Annotated in this window: 15 protein-coding genes; 8 read left to right on the top strand and 7 right to left on the bottom strand. The window is 66.4% G+C overall.

From position 1 onward, the window contains the following. The first annotated feature begins 244 nt into the window (after nucleotides 1–244). Nucleotides 245–1,318, top strand: coding sequence for an efflux RND transporter periplasmic adaptor subunit (locus tag AC1PLS_RS16000; protein WP_046344036.1), 1,074 nt, complete (start codon nucleotides 245–247; stop codon nucleotides 1,316–1,318). Further along, entirely contained in the window at nucleotides 1,315–4,440 is a 3,126-nt protein-coding gene (locus AC1PLS_RS15995) for an efflux RND transporter permease subunit (protein ID WP_024940307.1), read from the top strand. The genes AC1PLS_RS16000 and AC1PLS_RS15995 overlap by 4 nt, the downstream gene beginning before the upstream one ends. On the opposite strand, the gene AC1PLS_RS15990 is transcribed toward AC1PLS_RS15995, so the two are convergent. Further along, entirely contained in the window at nucleotides 4,431–4,652 is a 222-nt protein-coding gene (locus tag AC1PLS_RS15990) for a hypothetical protein (RefSeq protein ID WP_184433682.1), read from the bottom strand. The genes AC1PLS_RS15995 and AC1PLS_RS15990 overlap by 10 nt on opposite strands. 86 nt (nucleotides 4,653–4,738) lie before the next feature. Between AC1PLS_RS15990 and AC1PLS_RS15985 the strand changes: the two genes are divergently transcribed. The 3 genes from AC1PLS_RS15985 (at nucleotide 4,739) to AC1PLS_RS15975 (ending at nucleotide 10,420) form a co-directional block, all read left to right on the top strand. After that, nucleotides 4,739–7,414 (top strand): M1 family metallopeptidase, encoded by a 2,676-nt coding sequence (locus AC1PLS_RS15985; RefSeq protein ID WP_184433685.1) that lies wholly within the window; start codon nucleotides 4,739–4,741, stop codon nucleotides 7,412–7,414. 571 nt (nucleotides 7,415–7,985) lie between these two features. Beyond that, nucleotides 7,986–8,909, top strand: coding sequence for a TrmH family RNA methyltransferase (locus tag AC1PLS_RS15980; RefSeq protein ID WP_184433688.1), 924 nt, complete (start codon nucleotides 7,986–7,988; stop codon nucleotides 8,907–8,909). After that, complete coding sequence (locus AC1PLS_RS15975; RefSeq protein ID WP_184433691.1) at nucleotides 8,906–10,420, top strand: carboxylesterase/lipase family protein; 1,515 nt, start codon at nucleotides 8,906–8,908, stop codon at nucleotides 10,418–10,420. The genes AC1PLS_RS15980 and AC1PLS_RS15975 overlap by 4 nt, the downstream gene beginning before the upstream one ends. Nucleotides 10,421–10,503: 83 nt before the next feature. Here AC1PLS_RS15975 and AC1PLS_RS15970 read toward each other — a convergent pair whose 3' ends face one another. Continuing rightward, entirely contained in the window at nucleotides 10,504–12,468 is a 1,965-nt protein-coding gene (locus AC1PLS_RS15970; protein WP_184433694.1) for a glycoside hydrolase family 97 protein, read from the bottom strand. Between the two features lie 219 nt (nucleotides 12,469–12,687). Between AC1PLS_RS15970 and AC1PLS_RS15965 the strand changes: the two genes are divergently transcribed. Both AC1PLS_RS15965 and AC1PLS_RS15960 read left to right on the top strand, forming a co-directional pair. After that, on the top strand, nucleotides 12,688–16,158 hold the full coding sequence (locus AC1PLS_RS15965; protein ID WP_184433697.1) for a glycosyl hydrolase 2 galactose-binding domain-containing protein: 3,471 nt from the start codon (nucleotides 12,688–12,690) through the stop codon (nucleotides 16,156–16,158). A gap of 141 nt (nucleotides 16,159–16,299) precedes the next feature. Further along, the gene (locus tag AC1PLS_RS15960; protein ID WP_102585144.1) at nucleotides 16,300–19,236 is read left to right on the top strand and encodes a TonB-dependent receptor; all 2,937 of its coding nucleotides are present in this window, start codon (nucleotides 16,300–16,302) and stop codon (nucleotides 19,234–19,236) included. 236 nt (nucleotides 19,237–19,472) lie between these two features. Here AC1PLS_RS15960 and AC1PLS_RS15955 read toward each other — a convergent pair whose 3' ends face one another. The 5 genes from AC1PLS_RS15955 to AC1PLS_RS15935 form a co-directional block, all read right to left on the bottom strand. Then, nucleotides 19,473–20,525, bottom strand: a complete 1,053-nt coding sequence (locus tag AC1PLS_RS15955; protein WP_184433700.1) for a LacI family DNA-binding transcriptional regulator — start codon at nucleotides 20,523–20,525, stop codon at nucleotides 19,473–19,475. A gap of 189 nt (nucleotides 20,526–20,714) precedes the next feature. Further along, nucleotides 20,715–22,133, bottom strand: coding sequence for a M28 family peptidase (locus AC1PLS_RS15950; protein ID WP_104576713.1), 1,419 nt, complete (start codon nucleotides 22,131–22,133; stop codon nucleotides 20,715–20,717). A 109-nt stretch (nucleotides 22,134–22,242) separates the two neighbouring features. Then, nucleotides 22,243–22,674, bottom strand: coding sequence for a large-conductance mechanosensitive channel protein MscL (mscL, locus tag AC1PLS_RS15945; protein ID WP_024940317.1), 432 nt, complete (start codon nucleotides 22,672–22,674; stop codon nucleotides 22,243–22,245). A gap of 60 nt (nucleotides 22,675–22,734) precedes the next feature. Then, on the bottom strand, nucleotides 22,735–23,448 hold the full coding sequence (locus tag AC1PLS_RS15940) for a fumarylacetoacetate hydrolase family protein (protein ID WP_039525784.1): 714 nt from the start codon (nucleotides 23,446–23,448) through the stop codon (nucleotides 22,735–22,737). Between the two features lie 216 nt (nucleotides 23,449–23,664). Further along, entirely contained in the window at nucleotides 23,665–23,940 is a 276-nt protein-coding gene (locus tag AC1PLS_RS15935; protein WP_053045694.1) for a hypothetical protein, read from the bottom strand. Between the two features lie 251 nt (nucleotides 23,941–24,191). On the opposite strand from AC1PLS_RS15935, the gene AC1PLS_RS15930 reads away from it, so the two are divergent. Then, nucleotides 24,192–24,533 (top strand): Rieske (2Fe-2S) protein, encoded by a 342-nt coding sequence (locus AC1PLS_RS15930; RefSeq protein WP_039512348.1) that lies wholly within the window; start codon nucleotides 24,192–24,194, stop codon nucleotides 24,531–24,533. Nucleotides 24,534–24,540: the final 7 nt, after the last annotated feature.

The following is a 24,540-nucleotide window of genomic DNA, read 5'->3' as shown; positions in this document are numbered from 1 at the left end:
ATAGCGGCAGGCGTCAGGTGGGTGTGGGCAACGCGAAGCCGTCATGCATGAATGCGTCCATGCAGCGGCCGAGCGGTGGCCGCGTCCGTCCGGCAGCCACGCCGCCGTGTCGGTGGCTGCGCTGGCCAGCGCATCGCGCCGACGACAGCAAGGGTCTTTGGTCATGGTGCAAAGCACGCCCTTTCTGTCAACTCCATGGCGGCTAGGTCGTTAAACTTTCGACGTACCCCGCCAGGATGTTCTGATGCTTGTTCGACCCAGCGCGCGTTTCGGCGCAGCGCTCTTGTTGGCCGTTGCGCTGGCCGGTTGTAGCCGTGAGGCCGCCGCGCCGGCCGCCGCCAAACCCATCCCGGTCTCTGTGCAGGCGGTGACCACCCAGCCCTGGAACTCGACCGTGCAGTCGATCGCTACCGTGCGTGCGCGCGAATCGGTGGCGCTGACCGCGGCGGTGAGCGATGTGGTGGAGCAGGTCAATTTCGACAGCGGCGACGAGGTCAAGGCCGGGCAGCTGCTGCTGCGGTTGCGCGGCAATTCGCAGCAGGCGGCACTGACGGCCGCGCAGGCCACCTTCGAGGAAACCGATCAGCTGTACCGGCGCCAGTTGAGTCTGGTTGGCCAGCAACTGGTGGCCAAATCCACTGTCGATACCCAACGCGCGCTGCGCGATGCAGCGCAGGCACGCGTGCAGCAGATGCGCGCGGAGATCACCGACCGCGAGGTGCGCGCGCCGTTCTCCGGTGTGCTCGGCATCCGCCAGATCAGCCCGGGCTCGTTGATCACCTCGAGCACGGTGATCGCCACGCTGGACGACGTGGCGCGCATGTACGTGGACTTCCAGGTGCCCGAGTCGCAGTTCGGCCTGGTGCAGCTCGGCAATACCGTCAATGGCACCGCGGCGGCGTATCCGGGCGAGCAGTTCGAAGGCGTGGTGGCGGCGATCGATTCGCGTATCGACGAGACCACCCGTTCGGTGACGGTGCGGGCCGACTTCCCCAACGGCGACCGCCGCCTGCGCCCGGGCATGTTGCTGGATGTGCGCCTGTTCCAGCCGGCGCGGCAGGCGGTGGTGATCCCGGAGATTGCGGTGGTGCAGGTGGGGCGCGAGTCCTACGTGTTCCGGGTCAAGCCCGACAGCAGCGTGGAGCGCGCCGACGTGCGCCTGGGCGAGCGCCGCGACGGCAAGGTGGAAATTCTCGACGGGGTCAAGGCCGGTGAGCGCATCGTGGTCGACGGCACCGGCAAGCTGCGTCCGGGCCTGAAGGTGGTCGATCAGGCCGCGCCTGCATCTGCAGCGGCGCGCCCGCAGGCAGCACGATGAAACTCTCCGACCTGTCCATTACCCGCCCGGTGATGGCGGTGGTGATGAGCCTGCTGCTGATCGTGCTGGGAGTGATGTCGTTCACCCGGCTGACCTTGCGCGAGTTGCCGGCGATCGACCCGCCAATCGTGTCGGTGGACGTGGAATACACCGGCGCGTCGGCGGCGGTGGTGGAGAGCCGCATCACCCAGGTGCTGGAAGACGCACTGGCCGGCATCGAAGGCATCGAGACCATCGAGGCGCGCAGCCGCAACGGCTCTTCCGATATCAGTATCGAATTCGTGCAGTCGCGCGATGTGGAAGCCGCCGCCAACGACGTGCGCGATGCGGTCAGCCGCGTCTCCGACCGCATGCCCGACCAGGCGCGCCCACCGGAGATTTCCAAGGTCGAGGCCGACGCCGACCCCATCCTGTGGCTCAACATGAGCTCCAGCACGATGGACACGCTGCAGCTGTCCGACTACGCCGAGCGCTATGTGGTGGACCGCTTCTCCAGCCTGGACGGCGTGGCGCAGGTGCGTATCGGCGGGCGCCAGCGCTATGCGATGCGGATCTGGCTGGACCGCGATCAACTGGCCGCGCGCGAACTGACCGTGGCCGACGTGGAAGCGGCGCTGCAGAACGAGAACGTGGAGCTGCCGGCCGGTAGCATCGAATCGGCGCAGCGCGATTTCACCTTGCGCGTGGAGCGCAGTTATCTCAAGCCCGAGGACTTCGCCAAGCTGCCGCTCAGCAAGGGCGAGGGCGGCTATGTGGTGCGTCTGGGCGACGTGGCCAGGGTCGAGCTGACCTCGGCCGAGCGCCGCGCCTACTTCCAGAGCAACGGCGTGCCCAATGTGGGCCTGGGCATCGTGCGCAACTCCACCGCCAACGCGCTGGACGTTGCACGCGAGGCGCGCGCGCAGGCCGAGGAAGTGCAGAAATCGCTGCCGCAGGGCACCAACATCTTCGTCGCCTTCGACACCACGACCTTCATCGATGCGGCGGTGGAGCGCGTGTATCACACGCTGATCGAAGCGGTGGTGCTGGTGCTGGTGGTGATCTGGGTGTTTCTGGGCAGCGCACGCGCGGCGCTGATTCCTGCGGTGACGGTGCCGGTGTGCCTGATCGCCGCATTCATCGCGCTGTACGCGTTCGATTTTTCGATCAACCTGCTGACCTTGCTCGCGCTGGTGCTGTGTATCGGCCTGGTGGTGGACGATGCCATCGTGGTGGTGGAGAACATCCAGCGCCGCATCGACCTGGGCGAGCCGCCACTGGTGGCGGCCAAGCGCGGTACCGGCCAGGTCGCCTTCGCGGTGATCGCCACCACCGCGGTGCTGGTGGCGGTGTTCCTGCCGGTGGGCTTTCTGGAAGGCAATACCGGGCGCCTGTTCCGCGAGCTGGCGGTGGCATTGGCCGCGGCGGTGGCGATCTCGGCCTTCGTGGCGCTGACGCTGACGCCGATGATGTCGTCCAAGCTGTTGCGCTCGCACGGGCAGGCCAGGCCCAACCGCTTCCATCGCTGGTTCGATGGCCGCATGCAGGCAGTGTCCGGTGCGTACGGGCGCTCGCTGGAGCGGCATGTGCATCGCACCTGGATCTTCGCGCTGCTGATGCTGTTGGCACTGGGTGCCAGCGCGTGGTTGATGGGGCGGATTCCCTCCGAGCTGGCGCCAGCCGAGGACCGCGGCAATTTCCAGATCATGATCGACGGGCCCGAAGGCGCCGGCTTCGATTACACCGTGGGGCAGATGCATCAGGTCGAGGCGATCCTTGGCCCCTACGTGGGCCCGGACAAGCCCATCGTGCGGGCCAACCCGCGCGTGCCCGGCGGCTTCGGCAGCAGCGAGGAAATGCACACCGGCCGGGTCAGCGTGTTCCTGCAGGACTGGGAAAAACGCACGCGCCCGACCACCGAAGTGGCCGACGAACTGCAGCAGAAGCTCAACGTGCTCAGCGGCGTGCGCGCACGCACGCAGGTGAGCGGCGGCCTGGTTCGCAGCCGCGGCCAGCCGTTCCAGCTGGTGCTGGGCGGGCCGGATTATGCGGAGATCGCGCAGTGGCGCGATCGCATCCTGCAGCGCATGGAAGCCAATCCCGGCCTGGTCGGCCCGGACTCGGACTACAAGGAAACCCGCCCACAGATGCGCGTCAACATCGACCGCCTGCGTGCGGCCGATCTGGGCGTGCCGGTCACCGCGATCGGTGGCGCGCTGGAGGCGATGATGGGCTCGCGCCGTGTGACCACGTTCGTGGACAACGGCGAGGAATACGACGTGATGCTGCAGGCCGGCCGCGAAGGCCGCATGGCGCCGGAAGACCTCACCGCCATCCGCGTGCGTTCCACACGTGGCGAGCTGATTCCGCTGTCCAACCTGGTCACGCTCAGCGAAGTGGCCGAAGCCGGCACCCTCAATCGCTTCAACCGCCTGCGTGCGATCACCATCAGTGCCGGCCTGGCGCCGGGCTACCCGCTCGGCGAGGCGATCGCCTGGGCGCAGCAGACCGCACGCGAGGAATTGCCCGAGTATGCGCAGGTGGACTGGAAGGGCGAATCGCGCGAATACCAGCAGTCCGGCAGTGCGGTGCTGCTGACCTTCGGCATGGCCTTGCTGGTGGTGTATCTGGTGCTGGCCGCGCAGTTCGAAAGCTTCGCCCATCCGCTGGTGATCATGCTCACGGTGCCGTTGGCGGTGCTGGGCGCGCTGGTCGGCTTGTGGGTCACCGGCGGCACGCTCAACCTGTTCAGTCAGATCGGCATCGTGATGCTGGTGGGGCTGGCGGCCAAGAACGGCATCCTGATCGTTGAGTTCGCCAATCAGTTGCGCGACGAAGGCCGCAGCGTGCATGAGGCGATCGTGGAATCGGCATCGGTGCGCCTGCGTCCGATCCTGATGACCTCGATCGCCACTGTGGTCGGCGCAATTCCGCTGGTGGTGGCCGGCGGGCCCGGCTCGGCCAGCCGCGCCACGATCGGCGTGGTGGTGATCTTCGGCGTGTCGCTGTCCACCTTGCTGTCGCTGTACGTGGTGCCGGCGTTCTACAGCCTGATTGCGCCATTCACCAAGTCGCCCGAAGCGGTGGCGCGCGAGCTGGAAACCCTGGAGGCGCAGACGCCGTCGGTAGGCGGTCACGCCTGAACGATACCGGCAGCGGCATGCTGCTGCCGGTTGTCGATGAGCGGGGATGCTGCGGCATCGGCGTTGATCGCGGCGTTTGCATCTGGCTGCATCGCAAACAAAACCCAAACATCGGGGCGCAGGCTGTGTCCATCGAGCGCGGCAGCGCCAGGCCAGCGCGATCGATGCGACGCCGCAGCGCGGCAGGTTGCCTTTGCGGGCGGCGCGCTCACCGCATCGGTCGTGCAATGACTAAGGTCACATGACAGTCATGCCCGGCTGTGGTCGACTCCCGCAGTTGCCCTGACCGGAATCGCCAATGCGTCGTCTTGCCTGCCTGCTTGCTCCCTCTCTCCTTGCGCTGTGCTGTGGCACCGCGCTGGCGCAGTCCTCCGGCGAGCCGGTGCCCAATGGCCGCCTGCCGACCTGGGCAGTGCCCGAGCGCTACAGCCTGTCGTTCAAGATCGATCCGGACCAGAGCGAGTTCAGCGGCCGCACCAGCATCCGCGTGCAGCTCAAGCAGGCCTCCGATCATCTCTGGCTGCATGGCAAGGAACTGAAGGTCAGCAAGGTCACGGTCAAGCCGGTCAAGGGCAAGGCACTGACCGCACGCTATGTGCAAGCCGATGCGCAGGCCGGTGTGGTGCGCCTGGATTTCGGCCGCACGCTGCAGCCGCAGACGCTCACCGTGGACATCGTCTACAGCGCGCCGCTCAATCAGCAGCTGCAGGGCCTGTATCAGGTGAAGTACCAGGGCCAGGCCTATGCGATGACGCAGATGGAGCCGATCAGCGCGCGCTACGCGTTCCCCGGTTTCGACGAACCCGCGTTCAAGACTCCGTTCGACCTCAGCCTGACCGTGCCCACCGACGACCAGGCGCTGGCCAACACCATCGCCACCTCGACCAAGCCGGCCGGCAAGGGCTGGAAGACGGTGACCTTCGCCCCGACCGTGCCGCTGCCGACCTATCTGGTCGCCTACGCCGCCGGCCCCTGGGACGTGGTGGACGTGCCGGCCATGCCGGCCACCCCGCAGCGCCCCAACCCGACCCCGTTGCGCGGCATCGCCGCCAAGGGCCAGGGCCCGCGCATCACTCCGGCGCTGGACCAGACCCCGGCGATCATCGCCGCGCTGGAGGACTATTACGCCTTCGGCTATCCGTTCGACAAGCTCGATCTGGTCGCCGCCCCGGACTTCAGCGCCGGTGCGATGGAAAACCCCGGGTTCGTCACCTTCCGCGACTGGCTGCTGTTGCTGGACAAGGACTCGCCGGCCGAGAACGTGCAGCGCTCCTTCAACACCAATGCGCATGAGCTGGCTCACCAATGGACCGGCGACGCCGTCACCATGGAATGGTGGGACGACCTGTGGTTGAACGAGGCGTTCGCCACCTGGATGCAGCAGAAGATCACCATGCAGCTGCACCCGGAATACCGCGCCAATCTGGACCGCATCGGCGGTGCGCAGTACGCGATGGACAACGACAGCCTGGTCAGCGCGCGCAAGATCCGTCAGCCGATCACCGGCAACGGCGATATCGAGACCGCCTTCGACGGCATCACCTACCAGAAGGGTGCGGCGGTGCTGGCGATGTTCGAGGCTTTCGTCGGCGAAGACGTGTTCCGCCAGGGCATGCGCGCCTACATCGCCAAACACAAGTTCGGCAGCGCCACCGCCGACGATCTGGTCGATGCGATCGCCGATGCCGCCGGCAAGGGCGAGGAGTTCAAGGCTGCCTTCCGCAGCTTCCTCAATCAGCCGGGCGTGCCGTATCTGCAGACCCAGCTCGTCCGCGAAGGCGGCAAGACCGTGGTCAAGCTGCAGCAGCAACGCTATCTGCCGCTCGGTTCCACCGGCTCCACCGCGCAGCAATGGGGCGTGCCGGTGTGCGTCAAGTACGGCAAGGGCAAGAACCAGGTCGGCACCGCCTGCCAGATGCTCGCAGACGGCAGCGGCAGCATCGTGCTGGATGGCGCCGGCAAGAACACCTGGGTGTTCCCGAACGCGCGTGGCGCCGGCTACTACCGTTTCAGCCTGCCCAAGAAGCAGCTGGCTGAACTGGGCAAGCAGGTCGGCCAGCTCGACGACAACGAACAGCTGGCCTATGCCGATGCGATCGATGCGGCCTACCGCCACGGCGATACCGACGGCGACGCCGTGCTGGCAGCGCTCAAGCAGTTGGCGCCGTCCGAATCGGCCGATGTGTCCACCGCGCTGCTGAACCGCTTCGTGTGGATCTGGCGCTACCAGGCCACCAGCCAGGCCCAGCGCGACGTACTGCGCAAGGCGGCCGAACAGGCGTATCTGCCGCGTCTGCGTCAGCTGGGTTACACGCGGCGTAGCGGCGAGTCGATCGACGACACCAGCCTGCGCTCGGCGCTGGCCGGGCTGTTCGCGCTGCGCCTGCAGAACGCGGAGGTGCGCAAGGCACTGCTGGCGCAGGGCGATGCGGTCCTGGCCGGCGGCAACGGCGCGCTGGACTTCTCCAAAGCCAATCCGGATCTGCTCGGCACCGCACTGGCAGTGACCGCGCAGGAGCGCGGCGCACCGGCGGTGCAGAGCCTGATCGATGCATTGCGCACGCATGCCGACCCGGCGCAGCGCAACGCCATGATCGCCGCCCTGGGCACGCTGCAGGACCCGGCGCTGCTCAAGCAGGTGCGTGATTTCGCGCTGACCGATGCGATCAAGGTGGGCGAGATGAAGAGCCTGCTGATGCGCGGTCACAGTTATGAGGCCTCGCACGCGTCGATGTGGCCGTGGTTCACCGCCAACTTCGACCGTATCGTGCAGCGCAGTGGTTCGTTCGACGGCGGCGGATTGCCGGCGCTGGGCGCGTCCGGCGGTTGCAGCGTGGAAGAAGCCGACCGCCTGGATGCGTTCTTCAAGCCGCGCCTGGCCACGCTCAGCGGCGCCGACCGCGGCATGGCGCAGACAGGCGAGACCATCCGCCTGTGCGCCGCGCTCAAGCAGGCGCAAACCACCAAGCGCTGAGCCGCGGCCTGCGGCCCGGGTGCGCGGTATCGGCAGTGGCGATACCGCGCATATCGCATCAGGAACGGCTACAGGCAACTGCACGTTCCGCCAGTCGGGCGCGGCGGGACCATCCGGCATCGGCCAGGGTGCTGCTGCGCAACGGCGTCGTCGAAGAAGGCTGCAGCCGCTGCGCGATCACGCGGCCGGATGGGCTGCACGATTTGCGCGTGCTCGCGCGGGTGGGGGGTGCCGGACGATCTGGACTGATCCCGGCCATGCGCGCTGGTGAATGCGTGTGCCAGGCGCATCTGTACGCAGCGGGTCGGCGCAGATCCAACACCGGCATCGGCACCGATCCGCGTGTCCTGCATCGCGTCAACGTCAACCCGACTCACCCGTGTTGCAGGGCCTCGAAAGCAGCGCTTCGGCTACTTCGTATACGGCTCGTTGCGCCAGTGGCTTACCATCGTCGCCAATGCGTCTGCACCGCCGGCTGCGCCGGCCTGCAGGATGACGAGCAACGCTGGTGGCAAAAGGGGAGACACGATCCCCGCAGCGCCGGCAAGCAACACGAACCCTGGATACGACGATGACACAGCATGATGGACGCGGCGGACGACCGCCGCGCGATGGCGGCAGCTCCGGCGCCTCGCACAATCCCTGGGGCCGCGCCGCGCCGCGTACACCGGCAGCGCGCCCGCCGGCACGACAGGCGGCAACGGCGTACACGCCTGCTGCTACGCAGTCCGCGGCTTCGTCGTCCGGCGGCAGTGCGCGCGAGCTGCGGCTGTACGGCATCAACGCAGTGCAGGCCGTGTTCAAGGCGCGCCCGGAGGCGGTGCGCAAGCTGTACCTGAGCGAGGCGCGCATTCCGCAGTTCAAGGCCTTGCTGGCCTGGTGCGTGGCCCAGCGCATCGGTTACCGCGTGGTCGAGGAAGCCGATCTCAGCAAGCTCGCCGCCAGCGCCCACCACGAGGGTGTGGTGGCCGATGTGCTGCGCGTCGCCCCGCAGCCGTTGCAGGACTGGCTGGCTGCGTTGCCGCAGGGGCCGGTGCTGGCGCTGTGGCTGGATGGCGTGGGCAACCCGCACAACTTCGGCGCGATCCTGCGCTCGTCCGCGCACTTCGGGGTAGCCGGCCTGCTGCTGCCTGCCGGCTCCACGCTGGGTCTGTCCGGCGCAGCCGCGCGCGTGGCCGAAGGTGGCGCCGAAGCGGTGCCGCTGGTGCAACTGCCCGACACCGCAACGGCGATGGCGCAGCTGCGTCAGGCCGGTTTCGCAGTGGCGGCCACGCTGGTGGAGGGGGGGCAGGACGTGTTCGCCGCCGCGCTGCCGCAACGGCTGGTGTATGTGATGGGCGCGGAGAGCGAGGGCATGGACCGCCAGTTCGCGCGCGATTGCGACCTGCAGTTGTCGATCCGCGGCAGCGGCAAGGTCGAAAGCCTCAACGTGGCCTCGGCCACCGCCGTGTTCCAGGCCGCCTGGCGTGCCCGCGCGTTGGGTGGAGAGTCGTGATGCGCCTGTGTGCCGGTCTGCTTGCCGCCGCTTGTGCGTTGAGCGTCAGCGCGCATGCCGCAGCAGCCTCCACGCCTGCCGCACCGCCGCAGGTGCGCACCGATCACGGCCTGGTGCGCGGGCAGTGGCAGGACGACGGCAGTGCGGTGTTTCGCGCGATTCCGTTTGCCGCGCCACCGCTGGGCCCGCTGCGCTGGCAGCCGCCGCAACCGGCCGCTGCGTGGTCGGACGTGCGCGATGCGACCCAGGCCGCCACGCCGTGCGTGCAACCGGCGCTGGGCTGGAACGACGCCATGGCCAGCCGCGGTACGGAAGATTGCCTTTACGTCGAAGTGCAGACGCCAACGCTGCAGCCGGCCAAGCCGCTGCCGGTGTTCGTCTGGATCCACGGCGGCGCCAATGTGGCCGGCGGCGCCGATGGTCATCTGCCGACCAACCTGGTCGCACAGGACATGCTGGTGGTGACGCTGCAGTACCGGCTCGGTGCGCTCGGCTTCCTGTCGCTGCCGGAACTGCGCGATGGCGACCATCAAGCCGCCGGCAACTACGCCTTGCTCGACCAGATCGCCGCGCTGCAATGGGTGCGCGACAACATCGCGCAGTTCGGTGGCGACCCTGCGCGGGTCACCATCGCCGGGCAGTCGGCCGGTGGCCAGGATGTGGGCTTGCTGATGCTCAGCCCGTTGGCACGTGGTCTGTTTTCAGCGGCGATCGAGCAAAGCGGCACCGCCGGGTTCGGATTGCCGGCGCGTTCGCTGGAGGACAATCGCGCGCTGGGCGTGGAGATCGCCAAGCGCGCAGGTATCGATGACCCCGCCACGCGTCTGGCGCAGTTGCGCGCGCTGCCGGTGGAGCAGCTGATCAAGGCCGGGCAGGATGTCGACGTGCCGGCACTGGATGACGATGGCTACATCTGGCTGCAGGCGATCGTCGATGGGCGCGTGCTGCCGCGTGCGCCCGCCGCGTTGCTGGCCGACGGTGCACAGGCCAAGGTGCCGCTGTTGATCGGCTATGTGGTGCAGGAACTGGAATACGGCGGCAAACAGGGTGCACAGGCGCGGCTGCGTCGCGACTATCCGGCGCAGGCCGATGCCGTGCTGCAGGCGCAACGCACGCATGCGGCGCAGCGTGCCGCACGGCAGGGCGACGCAGCGATGCAGCTGTCCACCGATCTGACCTTCCGTTGCCCGGCAGTGAACGTGGCCCAGCATCAGGCCGCGCTCGGCGTGTCGGTGTGGCATTACGTGTTCGATACCGCCGCACCGGGCGGGCGGGTCACGCATAGCGCCGAGCTGCCGTTCCTGTTCAAGGGTCTGCCGATCGGCCAGCCGCCGGTGAGTCTGCAGCGCTATTGGGCCGCGTTCGTGCAGCGTGGCAATCCCAACACCAAGGGCTTGCCGGCCTGGCCGGCATTTGCGCCCAAGCATGCGGCATTGCAGTTCGACGCCAGTGGCGTGCGCCCGCTCAAGGATGCACGCCCGGCGGTGTGCGCAGGCGTGGACCTGCCGTAATCGATCGCGCGTACCGCCACGGTACGCGCGCTTGACTCAACTCGACTTGGCTCAACTCAGCGGACGCAGCCCGTCCGCCTAGCTTATTTTTTTTGCAGTCGCACGGCGGCGCCGCCGTTTGCAGCCAATGGCAGCTGCAGGCTGTCGTTGGAGGTGAGTTTGCGCGTATCGATACGCACCTCCGTCGGGGCCGCGCCGTCGGCATAGATGGTGGCGGTCCAGCTGCCCTTGCCCAGGAATGCCAGCGGCAAGCTCAGCGTGCGTGCCTGCTCGTTGGTCATCGCGCCTACGTACCAGTCCTTGCCGCTACGCCGCGCCAGCGCGATGTGCTCGCCGATGGCGCCATCGAGTGCACGTGTCTCATCCCAGCTCGCCGGCACATCGTGCAGGAACTGTGCTGCCGGCACGTTTTCGTATTGTTCCGGGCTGTCGGCGACCACCGCGAACGGGCTTTCGTAGACCACATACATCGCCAGTTGCTGCGCACGTGTGGTCATCACCTGCGGCGCGATGTGCTGCATCTTGAACTCGGCCGGACGCACATTGCGGAAGCCACCCGGTGTGTAATCCATCGGCCCGAGCAACATGCGCGTAAACGGCAGCGTGAGGTTGTGGGTGGCGGTGATGCGCGTGGTCCACTTGTTGTACTCGGCGCCGAGCACGCCTTCCTGCGTGAGGTAGTTGGGATAGGTGCGGGTCAGGCCGGTCGGGTGATAGGCGCCATGCAGATCCACCAGCAGTTTGTGCTCGGCGGCCTTGGCTAACAGGCGGTGGTAGAAATCCACCATCTGCTGGTCGTCGCGGTCCATGAAGTCGACCTTGATGCCCTTGATGCCGAGTTGCTGATACCAGGCGAGTGCTTCGTCCATGTGCGCATCCAGCGCGCGCCAATGCGCCCATAGCCACAGCCCGACATCGCGCTGCCGTGCGTAGGCCACCAGGCCCGGCAGGTCGAGCTGCTCCACCGGGCGGCGGATATCGGCATCGACGTTGTACTGGCCATCGCCGGTGCTGCCGAAATACCAGCCATCGTCGATCAGCATGTATTGCAGTTTCAATTGCTGCGCGTGATCGATATAGCGCTGAATCGTGGCGGTATTCATGCCCGGCTGTGCCACGCCGCTGGCCAGTGAGCCGGACCACCAATCCCATGCCGATTTGCCCGCGCGCACCCAGCTCGCATCGAAGGCCGGCGGTGGGTTGAGTGCGGAAATCAGATTGGATTCAATCAGGCTGGCCGGGCTGTCGCCCAGCATGATCACCCGCCACGGCGTGGCGAAATCGCGGCCCTTGGCATCAAGGCTGACGGCCAGCGTGGGGTCGTCCAGGCGTGGCGATAATTTCGCCGACACGCCCAGGCTGCCATCCTCGCGGCCGCTGAGATACAGGCCGGCATAATCGCGCAGGTTCGCCTCGGCAATCGCCAGCGTGGTGCCGCTGGCATCGGTCTGGCACACCAGCGGCAACTCGAGCAGATTGTGCGGGCGCAGCCTGGATGCGGCGATCGCATCGTATTCGCCCTCATGGCTGGTGCCGAAGCGGCCCAGGTTCAAGCTCCAGCATGCGTAGTCGCTGGGGAATGCAAAGCCGGTGAGTTCATTGCGAATCCGCACCTCACCGGCATTTGGCAGCACATAACGCAGCGCAACGCCATCGTCGTAGGCGCGCAATTCCACTGTCAGGCGTCGCTGTTTGGGGTCTGACAACTGCACGCGCAATTGGCGGTAGTGATCGCGTGCCTGACGCGTCTTGCCCACGGGCAGGGCGAAGCGGCTGTCATGCGTTTCGTTGGTGCTGCCCTGCAACGTCATCGCCTTGCCGAGCGTGTCGGCGCGGCCCAGATCCAGTCCGAGCGGAGCGTCGTCGAGCACGACTTTGTTGCGATACAGCACGCGATAGGTCGGCACGCCGCCCTCGCGCAGCGTGAATTCCACCTGCGTACGTGCGTCGGGCGACTGCACCTGCAAACGCTGCGCAGCTGCAGGCAACGCGATCGAACACAGCAGCGCGCACGCCGCCGGTAATGCGGACTGGATCAGGTTTCGCATGAGCCCCTCCTCCTGGGAGCGCCAACCCTAACGCAGAACGGTTGTCGTCGATATCCACCTGGGGTAACGTTACCTCGCACCATGGCCGCTGAAACAGGGGCGGCAGCCACGGGCGGCATCACGACAGATGCAATGACAAGGCGACGACGCGTCGCCTTGGCGGTTGCGTCCAGGTGGTGTGCACCGTTGCTTGGCAGTAGAGCTTGGGAGAGGCCTCTAATGCTGATGGTTCGCAAGGCGTTCCGCCGTGGAGCGCTGTGGTTGTTGTGTGCTTGCATCGCCTGGACTGCAGTGGAGGCTGCACCCGCCGATGCCGATCCGCCCGGTCCCTACGACGTGCGCGTGCTCGCGGGCGGTCTCGGGCTGAGCAAGAAGCTCGCTGCCGGAACACCGCTGCTGGCCGCCGATGCGGATTGGAGCGTGTCCGCCTGGGTGCGGCCCTCCAGCGGGACCACCGGCCCGGCCTTGATTGCCGGGCTCGGTGATCCGCAGGCGGCTGGCCGTTTCTTCGTCATCGACAACGGCCTGCTGGGCTTCGCCCAAGGTGCCGAGCATGTGCTGCGCAGCAAGCAGCCGCTGCGCGCCGGCGTCTGGACGCAGGTTGCCGCAATTGCGCAGGGCACGCGCCTGAGCCTGTATGCCAATGGTCGCAAGGTGGCCAGCGGCAACGTGCAGCAAACTGCGGTCGCGCCCACGCTGGTGTTCGGTCCGCGCCAGCAACCGGCGGCGTATACGCAGCACTTCGGCGGCGAGATCGCAGGCTTCACCGCGCAGTCCGGTGCGCTGGATGCTGCAGCCATCGCACGGCTTGCCGGACAGGCGCCGGATCCTGCGCTGCAGCGCTTCGAAGACGCATCGCCCGGCTGGCGCGTGCAGGTCAAGCAGATGGCAGGGCAACTCGCACCGCAAGCGGCGGCGACCCTGCCGCGCAGCGCCGCGCCCTTCCCGGTGCCGGTCGCCAGGCCGGTGTCGGAAGCGCCTGCGCTGCAGCCGCTGGATGCTGCCGCATGGCGGCTCGGTGCATGGCAACTCGCTGCGGCACCAGAGCTCGGTCAGGCCAGCGGTGCGACGCTGTCGCGTAGCGATTACGCTGCCGGCAAGACCCGCTGGCGCGCCGCGACCGTGCCGGGCACGGTACTCACCACGCTGGTCGATCGTGGTGTGTATCCGGATCCGGATATCGGCCTCAACAACATGGCGATTCCCGAATCGCTGAGCCGGCAGGACTGGTGGTACCGCAGCAGTTTCGATCTGCCTGCAGCACTGCAAGGCAAGCGATTGGAGCTGCTATTCAACGGCATCAACTATGCCGGCGAGATCTGGGTCAATGGCACCCAGGTCGGCCGTACCCGCGGCGCATTCGCACGCGGTCGCTTCGATGTCAGCAAGCAGCTCAAGCCGGGCAGGAACGTCGTCGCGGTACGGGTGTCGCCACCACCGCATCCCGGCATCGCGCACGAACAGTCGATGACGGCCGGTGTCGGCGAAAATGGCGGCATGCAGGCGTTGGACGGGCCTACCTTCATCGCCAGCGAAGGCTGGGACTGGATTCCGGCGGTGCGCGATCGCAATGCCGGTCTGTGGCAGGACGTGCAGCTGCATGCCACCGGTCCAGTGGCGCTCGGTGATACGCAAGTGATCACCGCGAAGCTGGCACCTGATCATCACCGCGCGGAACTCGAAATCAACGTGCCATTGCGCAACGACACTGCCGCAGCAGTGCAGGGCACGGTGCAGCTGGCCTTTGGCGATGTGCGCATCCGGCGCGAGGTCAACGTGCCGGCCGGTGGCAGCACGCTCAAGCTCACTGCTGCGGATACGCCGCAGTTGGTCGTCGCCAATCCGCGTCTGTGGTGGCCAAACGGTTATGGCGAGCCTGCGCTGTATACCTTGCAGGCCAGTGTCGAAGTGGCCGGTACGCCGTCGGACGCGCAGCAGCTGCGCTTCGGCATTCGTCAGGTGACCTACGAACTGTCGTTGTTCGACGACGATGGCGCGCTGCGCCGCGTCCTGGTCGATCTCAATCAGGCCCGGCAACGCGGCGAGCGCATCGTCGACGTGCGGCATGCAGCGATCCGTCCGGTACCCGGCGGCAATGCGCAATCCCTGTATCCCGGCGCCTTGTCCTCGCCGGCGGTGCAGCAGCTCGACGACAACAGCCTGGCCCCGCATCTGGCACTGCGCATCAATGGTGTGCGTATTGCGGTGAAGGGCGGCAACTGGGGCATGGACGACTGGCGCAAGCGGGTCTCGCGCGAGCGGCTGGAGCCATACTTCCGCCTGCAGCGCGATGCGCATTTCAATGTGGTGCGCAACTGGGTGGGGCAGAACACCGAAGCCAGCTTCTTCGAGCTGGCCGACGAATACGGCATGCTGGTGCTCAACGACTTCTGGCAGTCAACCCAGAACTACAACATGGAGCCGGCCGACGCGGCGCTGTTTCTGGACAATGCCGCCGAGGTGATCAAGCGCTTCCGCAATCATCCTTCCATCGTGCTGTGGTTCGGACGCAACGAAGGCGTGCCGGCGCCGATTCTCAACGAAGGCCTGGACCAGCTGGTGGCCGAACTCGATGGCACGCGCTGGTATACCGGCAGTTCCAACGAGATCAATCTGCAGGGCAGCGGCCCGTACAACTACCGCGAGCCGGTGGCGTACTTCAACAAGCTGGCGCAGGGCTTTTCGGTGGAGGTGGGCACGCCCTCGTTCTCCACCCTGGAGGCGTTCCAGGCATCGGTACCTGCGGTGCAGGACCAGTGGCCGATCGGCGATGCCTGGGCATATCACGACTGGCACCAGTCCGGTAACGGCGACACCGCCAGTTTCATGCGCTCGCTGACCGACAAGCTCGGCGCGCCGACCAGCCTGGCCGACTTCGAACGCAAGGCGCAGCTGCTCAACTACGAAACGCATCGCGCCATCTTTGAAGGCTTCAACGCGCAGCTGTGGAGCAAGAACAGCGGGCGGCTGCTATGGATGAGCCATCCGGCCTGGCCCAGCAACATGTGGCAGATCTACAGCCACGACTACGACACCCACGCGGCCTACTACGGTGTGCGCAATGCGGCAGAGATGCTGCATGTGCAGATGAACCTGCCTGGCCACGAGGTGGTGGTGGTCAACAATGCGGCCGAGCCGGTGAGCGGCCTGCGCGTGCGCGCAGACGTCTATGCCGCCGACGGAAAGCTGCTGCAGCAGCGCGAGCAAGTTTTGGAGGCCGCGGCGGTTGCGGTGTCGGCACCGGTGCTGCAACTGGCGCCGTTGCTCAAGGACACCAATGGCCTTGGCTTTGTGCGGCTGCAATTGCTCGATCGCGACGCGGTCGTGCGTTCGCGCAATTTCTACTGGGTGGCGCGCGATGCGGCGGCCATGCGCGGTCTGGATGCGCTGGCGGCAGTGCCGGTACAGCTCAGCACGCAGCTGCAGGAGGGCGCCGAACCGGTGCTGCGCGCCAGCGTGCGCAATGCCTCGCAGCAGGTTGCGCTCAACACCAAGCTGACCCTGGTGGATGCGCAAGGCCAACGCATCCTGCCGGCGTACTACAGCGACAACTACCTCAGCCTGGTGCCGGGCGAGCAGCGCGAGATCGAGATCCGCGGCCCGTCCGCGGCGAGCTTGCGCAATGCCACGCTGCAGGTGCGCGGCTGGAATGTCGAACCATCAACAGGCGTCGCCAACGGGCCTCCGTAGCGGCGCCAGCGCGTTGCCGCGCCGTGCCCCCGCACGGCGTTCGCACTGACGCGCCGATTGCGCGTCAGCCAATACCGCATTGCCGTTGCTGCAATGCCATTCGAAACGGTCGTGGATTGTCGTCATCCCTGGGAGGGGACCATGAACAAGCTGCATTCGAACACCCGCCACACCCCACTGGCCGCCGCACTCGCGGCTGCACTCACCCTGCTTGCCGGCAGCGCAGGCGCACAGGACGCCGGCAATGCCGCCGGGGTCACCGACCTGGACAAGGTCATGGTCAAGGGCGTGCGCGGCGCGCAGGCAGAGGCCATCGAGAACAAGCGCACCGCTGCGCAGATCATCGACTCGATCTCTGCTGAAGACATCGGCAAGTTGCCCGACGTCACCATCACCGATTCGCTGCAACGCGTGCCCGGCGTGCAGATCCGGCGTTCGGCCGGCGAGGGCTCGCAGCTCAATATCCGCGGCATGCCGCAGGTGCAGACCACCATGAACGGCGAGTTGTACCTGAGCGCCGGTGGCGGCGACCAATACGGCCAGCCGAACATCGGCCGCGCGCAGCCGGATTTTGTCGATATCCCGCCGACGCTGTTCAGTGGCGTGGACGTGATCAAGTCGCCGACCGCCGCCGATCTGGATGGCGGCATCAGCGGTACCGTCTCGCTGAAGACGCGGCGCCCGTTCGACCTGCCGGAAGGCTGGACCTTCAGCGGCCAGGCCGAAGGCTCCTACGGCGACCGCGTGCAGGAACTCAACGAGCTGTACTCGGGGCTGGCCAGCTTCCGCACCGAGCGCTGGGGCGCGTTGCTGGCCGTGTCGTACTCCGACGCCACGCTGGAGAACAAGCACCCCAGCGTGTATTCCAATGGCGCGCAGAAATCCACCGAGCAGAATGTGGGATTCGATTTCAACGGCGACGGGCGCATCGGCAGCAACACCGACCCCAGCAATCTGCCGCGCGATTATTTCTATAACTGGGTCGCCACCGAACTGGACAACCGCAGCACCGATCGCCAGCGCACCGGCATCAACGGCTCGTTCCAGTTCAACATCAACGATTCGTGGACGGTGTTGGCCGATGCGGCCTACACCAAGCTCGAAGACCAGGACACCTCGGTGGCCGCGCAGCTGCACACCGGTTGGGCCACCAACCAGTTGCAGCCCGGGTCGGTGGTCGATTCCAACGGCGTGCTGGAATACGGCCAGTTCCGCTACAACCGCTTCCAGGCCCACTCGATGGCCGGCGTTGCCGACTCGGACGCACTCAACACCAATCTGGAGCTGCGCTTCGATGATGGTGGCCCTTTGCGTGCCTCGTTCCGCTGGGTGCATGGCGATGCACAGCGCACCTACGACGAAGCGCGTGCCGATGCGGTGGTGACGCGTGGCGACCAGATCACGCGCGCCGGCGGCGTCACGCAGTGGGCGAACGCCAACGGCTTGCCGACAGTGGATGCCTCGGTGGATTTCCGTGGCACCTATCCGGCGGTCAACCTCGGCACCGACGTGTCCAACCCGGACAACTGGCAGCTGATGTCGACCTGGGCGCAGGGCAACAAGATCGAAGCGACGATGGACGCGTTCCGCGCCGATGGCACCTTCGAGTTCGACGAGGGCGTGGTGCGCGGCTTCCAGTTCGGCATCCGCTACGGCGAGCGCGAGGTCAAGCTGGATACCTATCGCTATCTGTCGCCGGTATCGACCAGCTGCGCCGACCCGAACCGCTCGCTGTATTACTTCAAGGATCCGCTGATCGTGGACACCTGCAGCGGCGTCTCCGAAGCGCGCCTGCTGCCGTTCAATTCGATTCCCGGTTACTGGGCGTATTTCAACGATTTCGATCCGCTCAAGGTCACCGGCCTGGGCAGCCAGGGCCTGCCGGCGATCAACCCGCAGGTCATGAAGGACCCGGTGGGCTATCTCAACAGCCTGTACCCCGGCAACGTGGCCTACCAGCAGGCCGCCGATTCGTACAAGGTCACCGAAAAGAGCACCGCAGCGTATTTTCTGGCCAATCTGGAAGGCGGTACCGGCAGCGCGGTCCCGTGGACGGCCAACATCGGCGCGCGCATCGTGCAGACCAAGCTGGCGATCGACCAGTACCTGAGCAGCGGCAATGTGTTCATCGGCAATGTCGAATGGAACGGCGTCAGCCCGGCGATCGGTACCAATCGCCTGAACCGCCAATACACCGACGTGCTGCCCACCGCCAACCTGTCGCTGGACATCACCGATGCGCAGAAGCTGCGCTTTGCCTACAACAAGGCGGTGGCGCGCCAGGACCTGCCCGATCTCGGGCGCGGGCTGGTGAGCTTCTATGCGGTCAACGGCACGCCACCGCGCAACCCCGCGTTGCCTTCGGATGCGGTGCTGTTCCTCAATGGCCGCTCCGGCAATCCGGATCTCGATCCGTATCGCGCCACCAACTACAACGCCTCGTGGGAATGGTATTTCTCCGATGCGTCGTTGGTCAGCGTGGGTGCGTTCCTGATCGATGTGAAGTCGTTCCCCACCACGGTGACCAATATCGAACTGTTGCCCGATGCCGATGGCGTGGCGCGACTGGGTGGCCCGGTGGAGCGCATCGTCAACGGCGGTGGCGGCAAGATCAAGGGCTTTGAAGTGGGGTATCAGCAGGCCTTCGACTTCCTGCCCGGCTGGTTGAGCGGCTTCGGTACCAACATCAACTACACCTTCTCCGACGCCGACACCGACAACACCGATATCGACGGCAACACCTTGCCGATCGGCGACAACTCCAAGCATCAGGCCAACGCGGTGCTGTGGTACCAGAAGGACAAGCTGCAGGCGCGTGTGGCGTACAACTGGCGCAGCAAGCGCTTCAGTCAGGTCAACAGCGGTGCCTGGGGCGACGAGCTGGCGATCTGGAACGACGACGTTGGCTATCTCGATGCGTCCTTCAGCTACGACGTCAACGATCACCTGACCCTGTACGCCCAGGCGACCAATCTGACCGGCGAAAGCGAGCGGCGCTACGCGCAGTGGACCAACCACTACTACGACCAGAACATCTTCGAGCGTCGTTACTACGCGGGCTTGCGTCTGCGCTTCTGATCCGGCTGCACCGTTGTGCGACCCAGCGCACCCCCGCGCTGGGTCGCGCATGTTTCGCTGTTGTCGCTCTCCAAGCGGTCATTGCGCTTTCTTCCCGTCGCCGCTGAGTGCGGCGCTGCAGTACGCCTGACGGCAACGTCAGGCACCCTCCCATTCGGCCGCATCGTCGGGAAGCGATGTGGCCGTTTTTTTAGCGTGATGCCGCAGGCGTTACCCGATGCCGATCGATGCGGCGCTTACCGCGCCGGTGGCCCGGCCGTCGAGCCGCGCTTGACCACGGTGTACTTCATCACCTGATGCACGCCCTGCGCGGGAGCGCCCTTGCGTCGCTGGCGGATCGCATCGGCCAGCAGCGACACCGCCGCGCGGCCCATCGCGGTGACCGGTTGATGCACGGTGGTGAGTTCGGGCCAGATGGTGGTGGCAACCGGGGTGTCGTCGAAGCCGGCGACCGATACATCTTCGGGCACGCGCAGGCCCAGGCCGTGTGCGACCGCAACGGCGGCTGCCGCCATATCGTCGTTGCTGCAGAACAGGGCGGTAGGCGGTTGCGCCTGCGCGAGCAGGCTGCGCGCGGCGAGCAGGCCGGAGTGATAGGTGAACAGACCGTCTGCCATCAACTCTTCGGCCACAGGCAGGCCGGCAGCCTGCAGGCTGTCGAGATAGCCATTGGCACGTAACGCACTGGGCGTGTGCTTGGGGTCGCCCTTGATCAAGGCGATGCGGCGATGGCCCAGTTCGATCAGGTGATCGACGATGGCGCGCGCAGCCTGGTAATCGTCGATGCGCACCGAGCTGATCTGCGCCATCGGTGCGCCGCTCGCCACCGCCACGACCGGGATGCCGCGTGCATCGAGTTCGGCGATGGTCTGGCGCGAATCGCATAGGGGGGGCGGCAGGATCACGCCGTCCACACCGGCCGCCAGCAAACGCTCGGTGGCGGCACGCTGGCTGCGGATGGCGCCGCATTTTTCCACCAGCACCTGGCTGCCATTGAGGCTGCTCTGTTCGAGCAGCCCGAGCATGAATTGGTTGAGGTAGGCCGCGCTGGGATTGCTGTACAGCACGCCGATGCGCAACAGGCCGCTGGTGCGCAACGAACGGCCGGCCAGGTTAGGGCGATACCCCAATGCCTGGACCGAGGCTTCCACACGCACGCGCATCTCCTCGCCGACATGCGGGTGGCGGTTGATAACGCGCGAAGCGGTCATCGGCGAGACCCCGGCGTGCTTGGCGACATCCAGCAGGGTTGCCGCGTTGTTCGCACTGCGTTGGCGCTTGGCCGCCATTGTGTGTGCTCGTCCTGGAGTGGAAGCGAAAGGCGGGTGGCGTGCTCGAGACCTGCAGCGACCAGGACGTGCCTGGCCGCTGGCAATCGTCGCTGCGATGTCGGTATCGGCACAGATCACGCGCAGCGTGCGCGTGCCCTGTGCCGCGCGCACTCAACCGAGGTGCGCCCGCGACGTCTGCAAATGCAGTTATTCGCTCGGCGGCTGCACGCTTTTTGCGCGGCTGCCGAAATCGCCATCGGCTTCGGCCGCCAGGTACGCAAACACCGTGTAGGCCGCGACATTTTGCGCAAGCGCCTTGGGGTCGATCTTGTCCAGCGTGTCGTCGGCGGTGTGGTGCAGATCGAAGTAGTCGGTGCCATCCTGCGCCAGCCATGCCCAGGCGCCACCCTTGGCGGAAATCGGCCCGACATCCGGGCCGGGGCCGCCCTTGCTCGGCTCATACGCGATGCCCAACGGCGCGAGTACCTCGGCAATCTGTCTGGTCGCTGCGCGCGACTGGTCCGGTGCCGCCGAGCCGGTGTTGAACGCATAGATGCGCCCGGCACCGAAGTCGCTCTCCGCGCCGATCTGATGCAGCGCCATGTCCTTGGCATCCTTGCCGTGCGCGGCCGCATACGCCTTGCCGCCGTACAGGCCTTGCTCCTCGTTGGCGAAGGCCACCACGCGGATGCTGCGCTTGGGCGCCTGCTTGAGTTGGCCGATCAGGTGGCCCGCGGCCATGGTGATCGCCACGCCGGCGCCATCGTCGATCGCGCCGGTGCCCAGATCCCACGAATCCAGATGCCCGCCGATCACCACCACTTCCTTCGGCTTGCTGCGTCCGGTGATTTCGCCGATCACGTTGTACGAGGTCGCGGTGCCATCCCAGCCGCAATCCAGCGCCAACCGCACACGCGTGCTGCCCAGCGCGGTCAGGCGCGCGAGCTGGTTGGCATCGGGCACCGACAATGCCGCTGCCGGTACCGGCGTCACGCCTTCATCGAAACGGGTGATGCCGGTATGCGGCACGCGGTGCGAGTCGGTGCCAGCCGAGCGCATCACGAAGCCGATCGCGCCCTTGCGGATCGCTTCCGACGGACCCTTGCTGCGCACCGCGCCGCCATTGCCGTAATCCTTGCCGTCGCGCGCCTTGGTCATCTGGTAATCGACGAACGCGATCTTGCCGGCCAGCGAGCCGGCCGGCGCGGCCTGCAGTGCGGCCAGGTTTTCGAAGCGCACCACCTCGCCTTCGACGGTGCCGCCCGGGCTGCCGCCCAGTGCGGTGATGTGCAAAGGCTGCGCATGCGCGCCGATCACCGCCGCCTGTTCGCTGCGCCGCTGCCACTTCGGAAAGCTCACCGGCTCGGTCCACACCTTGTCGAAGCCCAGCGACTGGAACTTGGCCTTGGCCCAGGCCACCGCGCGCGGATCGGCCTCGCCACCGGCAATGCGCGGGCCCACTTCGGTGGTCAACGATTCCACCACCGCAAAGCCGGTGGTGTCGGCCAGGGCCTGCTCGCGCAGCTGCGCGGCGGTGCGCAGCGCGCCATCGGCGATGGTGGTCTGTGCGGCAAGCGCGGGTGTGCAGGCGAGTAGGGCAGAGATGGCAACAGCGAGGCGACGCATGCAGGGCGGCTCCAACGACAAGGGGACCCCGAGCTTATCAGCGCGAGGTCCCCCGTCTGCGTGCGAAAGGTCATCCTCCCGCGCGAAGTTGCGCAGCGGATGTGTCCGCTTACGGCACGCCCGGTGTCTTCAGTGTGTCGTTTTTCAACGAATCGCGGATCTCGCGCAGCAATAGCACTTCTTCGCTCGGGCCCTTGGGAGCATCCGGCTTGCGGTGGGTCAGGCGGTTGATCAGCTTGACCACCATGAAGATCGCAAAGGCGATGATCACGAACTGCACGACGGTGTTGATGAAATCGCCGTAGCCGATCGCCACTGCCGGAATTTCCTTGCCGGTGGCATCGACGCCGGCTGGCTTGAGCACCCAGGCCAGGCGCGAGAAATCCACATTGCCGATGGCCCAGCCGATCGGCGGCATGATGATCTTTTCCACCAGTGCAGTGACGATCTTGCCGAACGCTGCACCGATGACCACACCGACCGCCAGGTCGATGACATTGCCACGCATCGCGAATTGCTTGAATTCGCTGACCATTCCCATAGCGCACTCCAGATGCGGTCGCGGACCAACTGCCGCAGGGTGATCGTAGCGGGCCGCGTGTCAGCCCGCGATGATGCCGTGGCGCTCGGCAACGTTTTCCAGGCGCGCACTGAACTGATCGCCGGGCAGCAGCGGGCCGACACCGGCCGGCGTGCCCATGAAGATCAGGTCGCCCGCGCGCAATGCGTAGAGCTTGGAGAGCTCATGCAAAATCTCCGGCACGTTCCAGATCATCTGATCCAGCAACGACTGCTGACGCACCTGGCCGTTGACTTCCAGTGACAGGTTCAAGGCCTCCAGCGCACCCACTTCGCCGGCATGCACCAGTTCGCTGATCGGCGCGGAGTGGTCGAAGCCCTTGGCGATGTCCCACGGCAGGCCCTTGGCCTTGGCCGCTGCCTGCAGATCGCGTCGGGTCAGGTCCAGGCCCACGCCGTAGCCATAGATCAGCGCCTCTGCCTGCTCCACCGGCAACTCGCCGGCCGGCGCATCACTGCCCAGTGCCACCACCAGTTCCACTTCGTGGTGCAGTTCCTTGGTGCCCGGCGGGTACGGAATGTGGTCGCCGTGGCCGACCACGATCGCATCGGCAGGCTTCATGAAAAAGGTCGGCTGGCCACGCTCGGCCTTGGAGGCAGGCGCAGTGGCGCCCATCTCGCGCGCGTGATCGGCAAAGTTGCGGCCGACGCAGTAGATGCGGTGCACCGGAAAGTTGCCGCCACCAACCACCGGAATGCGCGGAACATCGGCGGCGGGAATCACATCGTGGGTCATGCACGCATCCTTGGGGAACGGGGCACGTGAGTCTAGCCGTTTGCCCGTGCATGACGAAACCGCCGCGCTGCAGCGTGCAGTGCGGCGCAACGTCTGGCTGGCAGGTCTGCGATCACGGCTTGCATCGGCGCACGCAAACTCGCGCAGACCGGTCAATACCTGCGCGACTGATTCGGGATTGGATGCTCACCGCGCTGAAGGCGGTGGACTGGTGCCTCAGTGCGACAACGGCAGCGCAGGCTTGCGCACCACGCGGTATTCGGCCTCGACCACGCGGGTGTGCTGCGGCGTGCGACGGTTCGATTTGCTCAGCAGCTTCCAGGCAATGCCGCCCAGGATCATCGCCGCGCCCACGAACACGCTGAAGAAGATCAGCACCGCAAGGATGACCAGACCAGCCAGGCCGGCGGCCACGCGCACCAGCGGGTGACGCGGCTTGCGCGGGGCAAACAGGTGGTGGAGGTTACCGAGTTGGAAGATGCGTGCAGGCATGGCGGTGGGCTGCCGGGCAGGAAACAGGCAGGCAGTATCGTTGCGGTTTCATGTCATTGAGTGAAAACTTCGTTAAACGTTCGCTCGTTTTGTTAAATCCATCACATCAGGTGTGCTGGGCGATTGTCGCTCTGGCAGCCCGGAGCACCGGCCGTACGGGCCGGCAAGCGGCGAATTGCAGCCCGCCGCGTGGCGTCGGGGCGATGCAGGCGCATGCCACAATCGCAGTCCGTTCTCGAACAGCAGACTGCATGTCTTCGTCATCGTCCACCACGCTTGTCGAACTGGCGCAGATTCCCGACGCCGGATTTCTGGAAGTCGAAGCGGTCTGGGACGGCGGCCCGGAGTCCCTGGTGCTGTATCGCGACGGCGCCCAGGTGCGCGCCTGGTTGAACGTCTGCCCGCACGCCGGCCGCCGGCTGGACTGGGCGCCGGGCCAGTTCCTCAAGACCAAGGACGGCCATCTGGTGTGCGCAGCGCATGGCGCAGCGTTCGAGCTCACCGGCGGCGAATGCATCAGCGGCCCGTGCCGCGGTCAGTCGCTGCTGGCGGTGCCGGTGCGCATCGAGGGTGAGCAGGTGGTGCTTGGGTGACTGCTGA

The organism is Xanthomonas sp. NCPPB 3218 (assembly GCF_056725185.1).
Note: the sequence above shows the minus strand (reverse complement) of the source record. Positions and strands in the feature narration are given on the sequence as shown.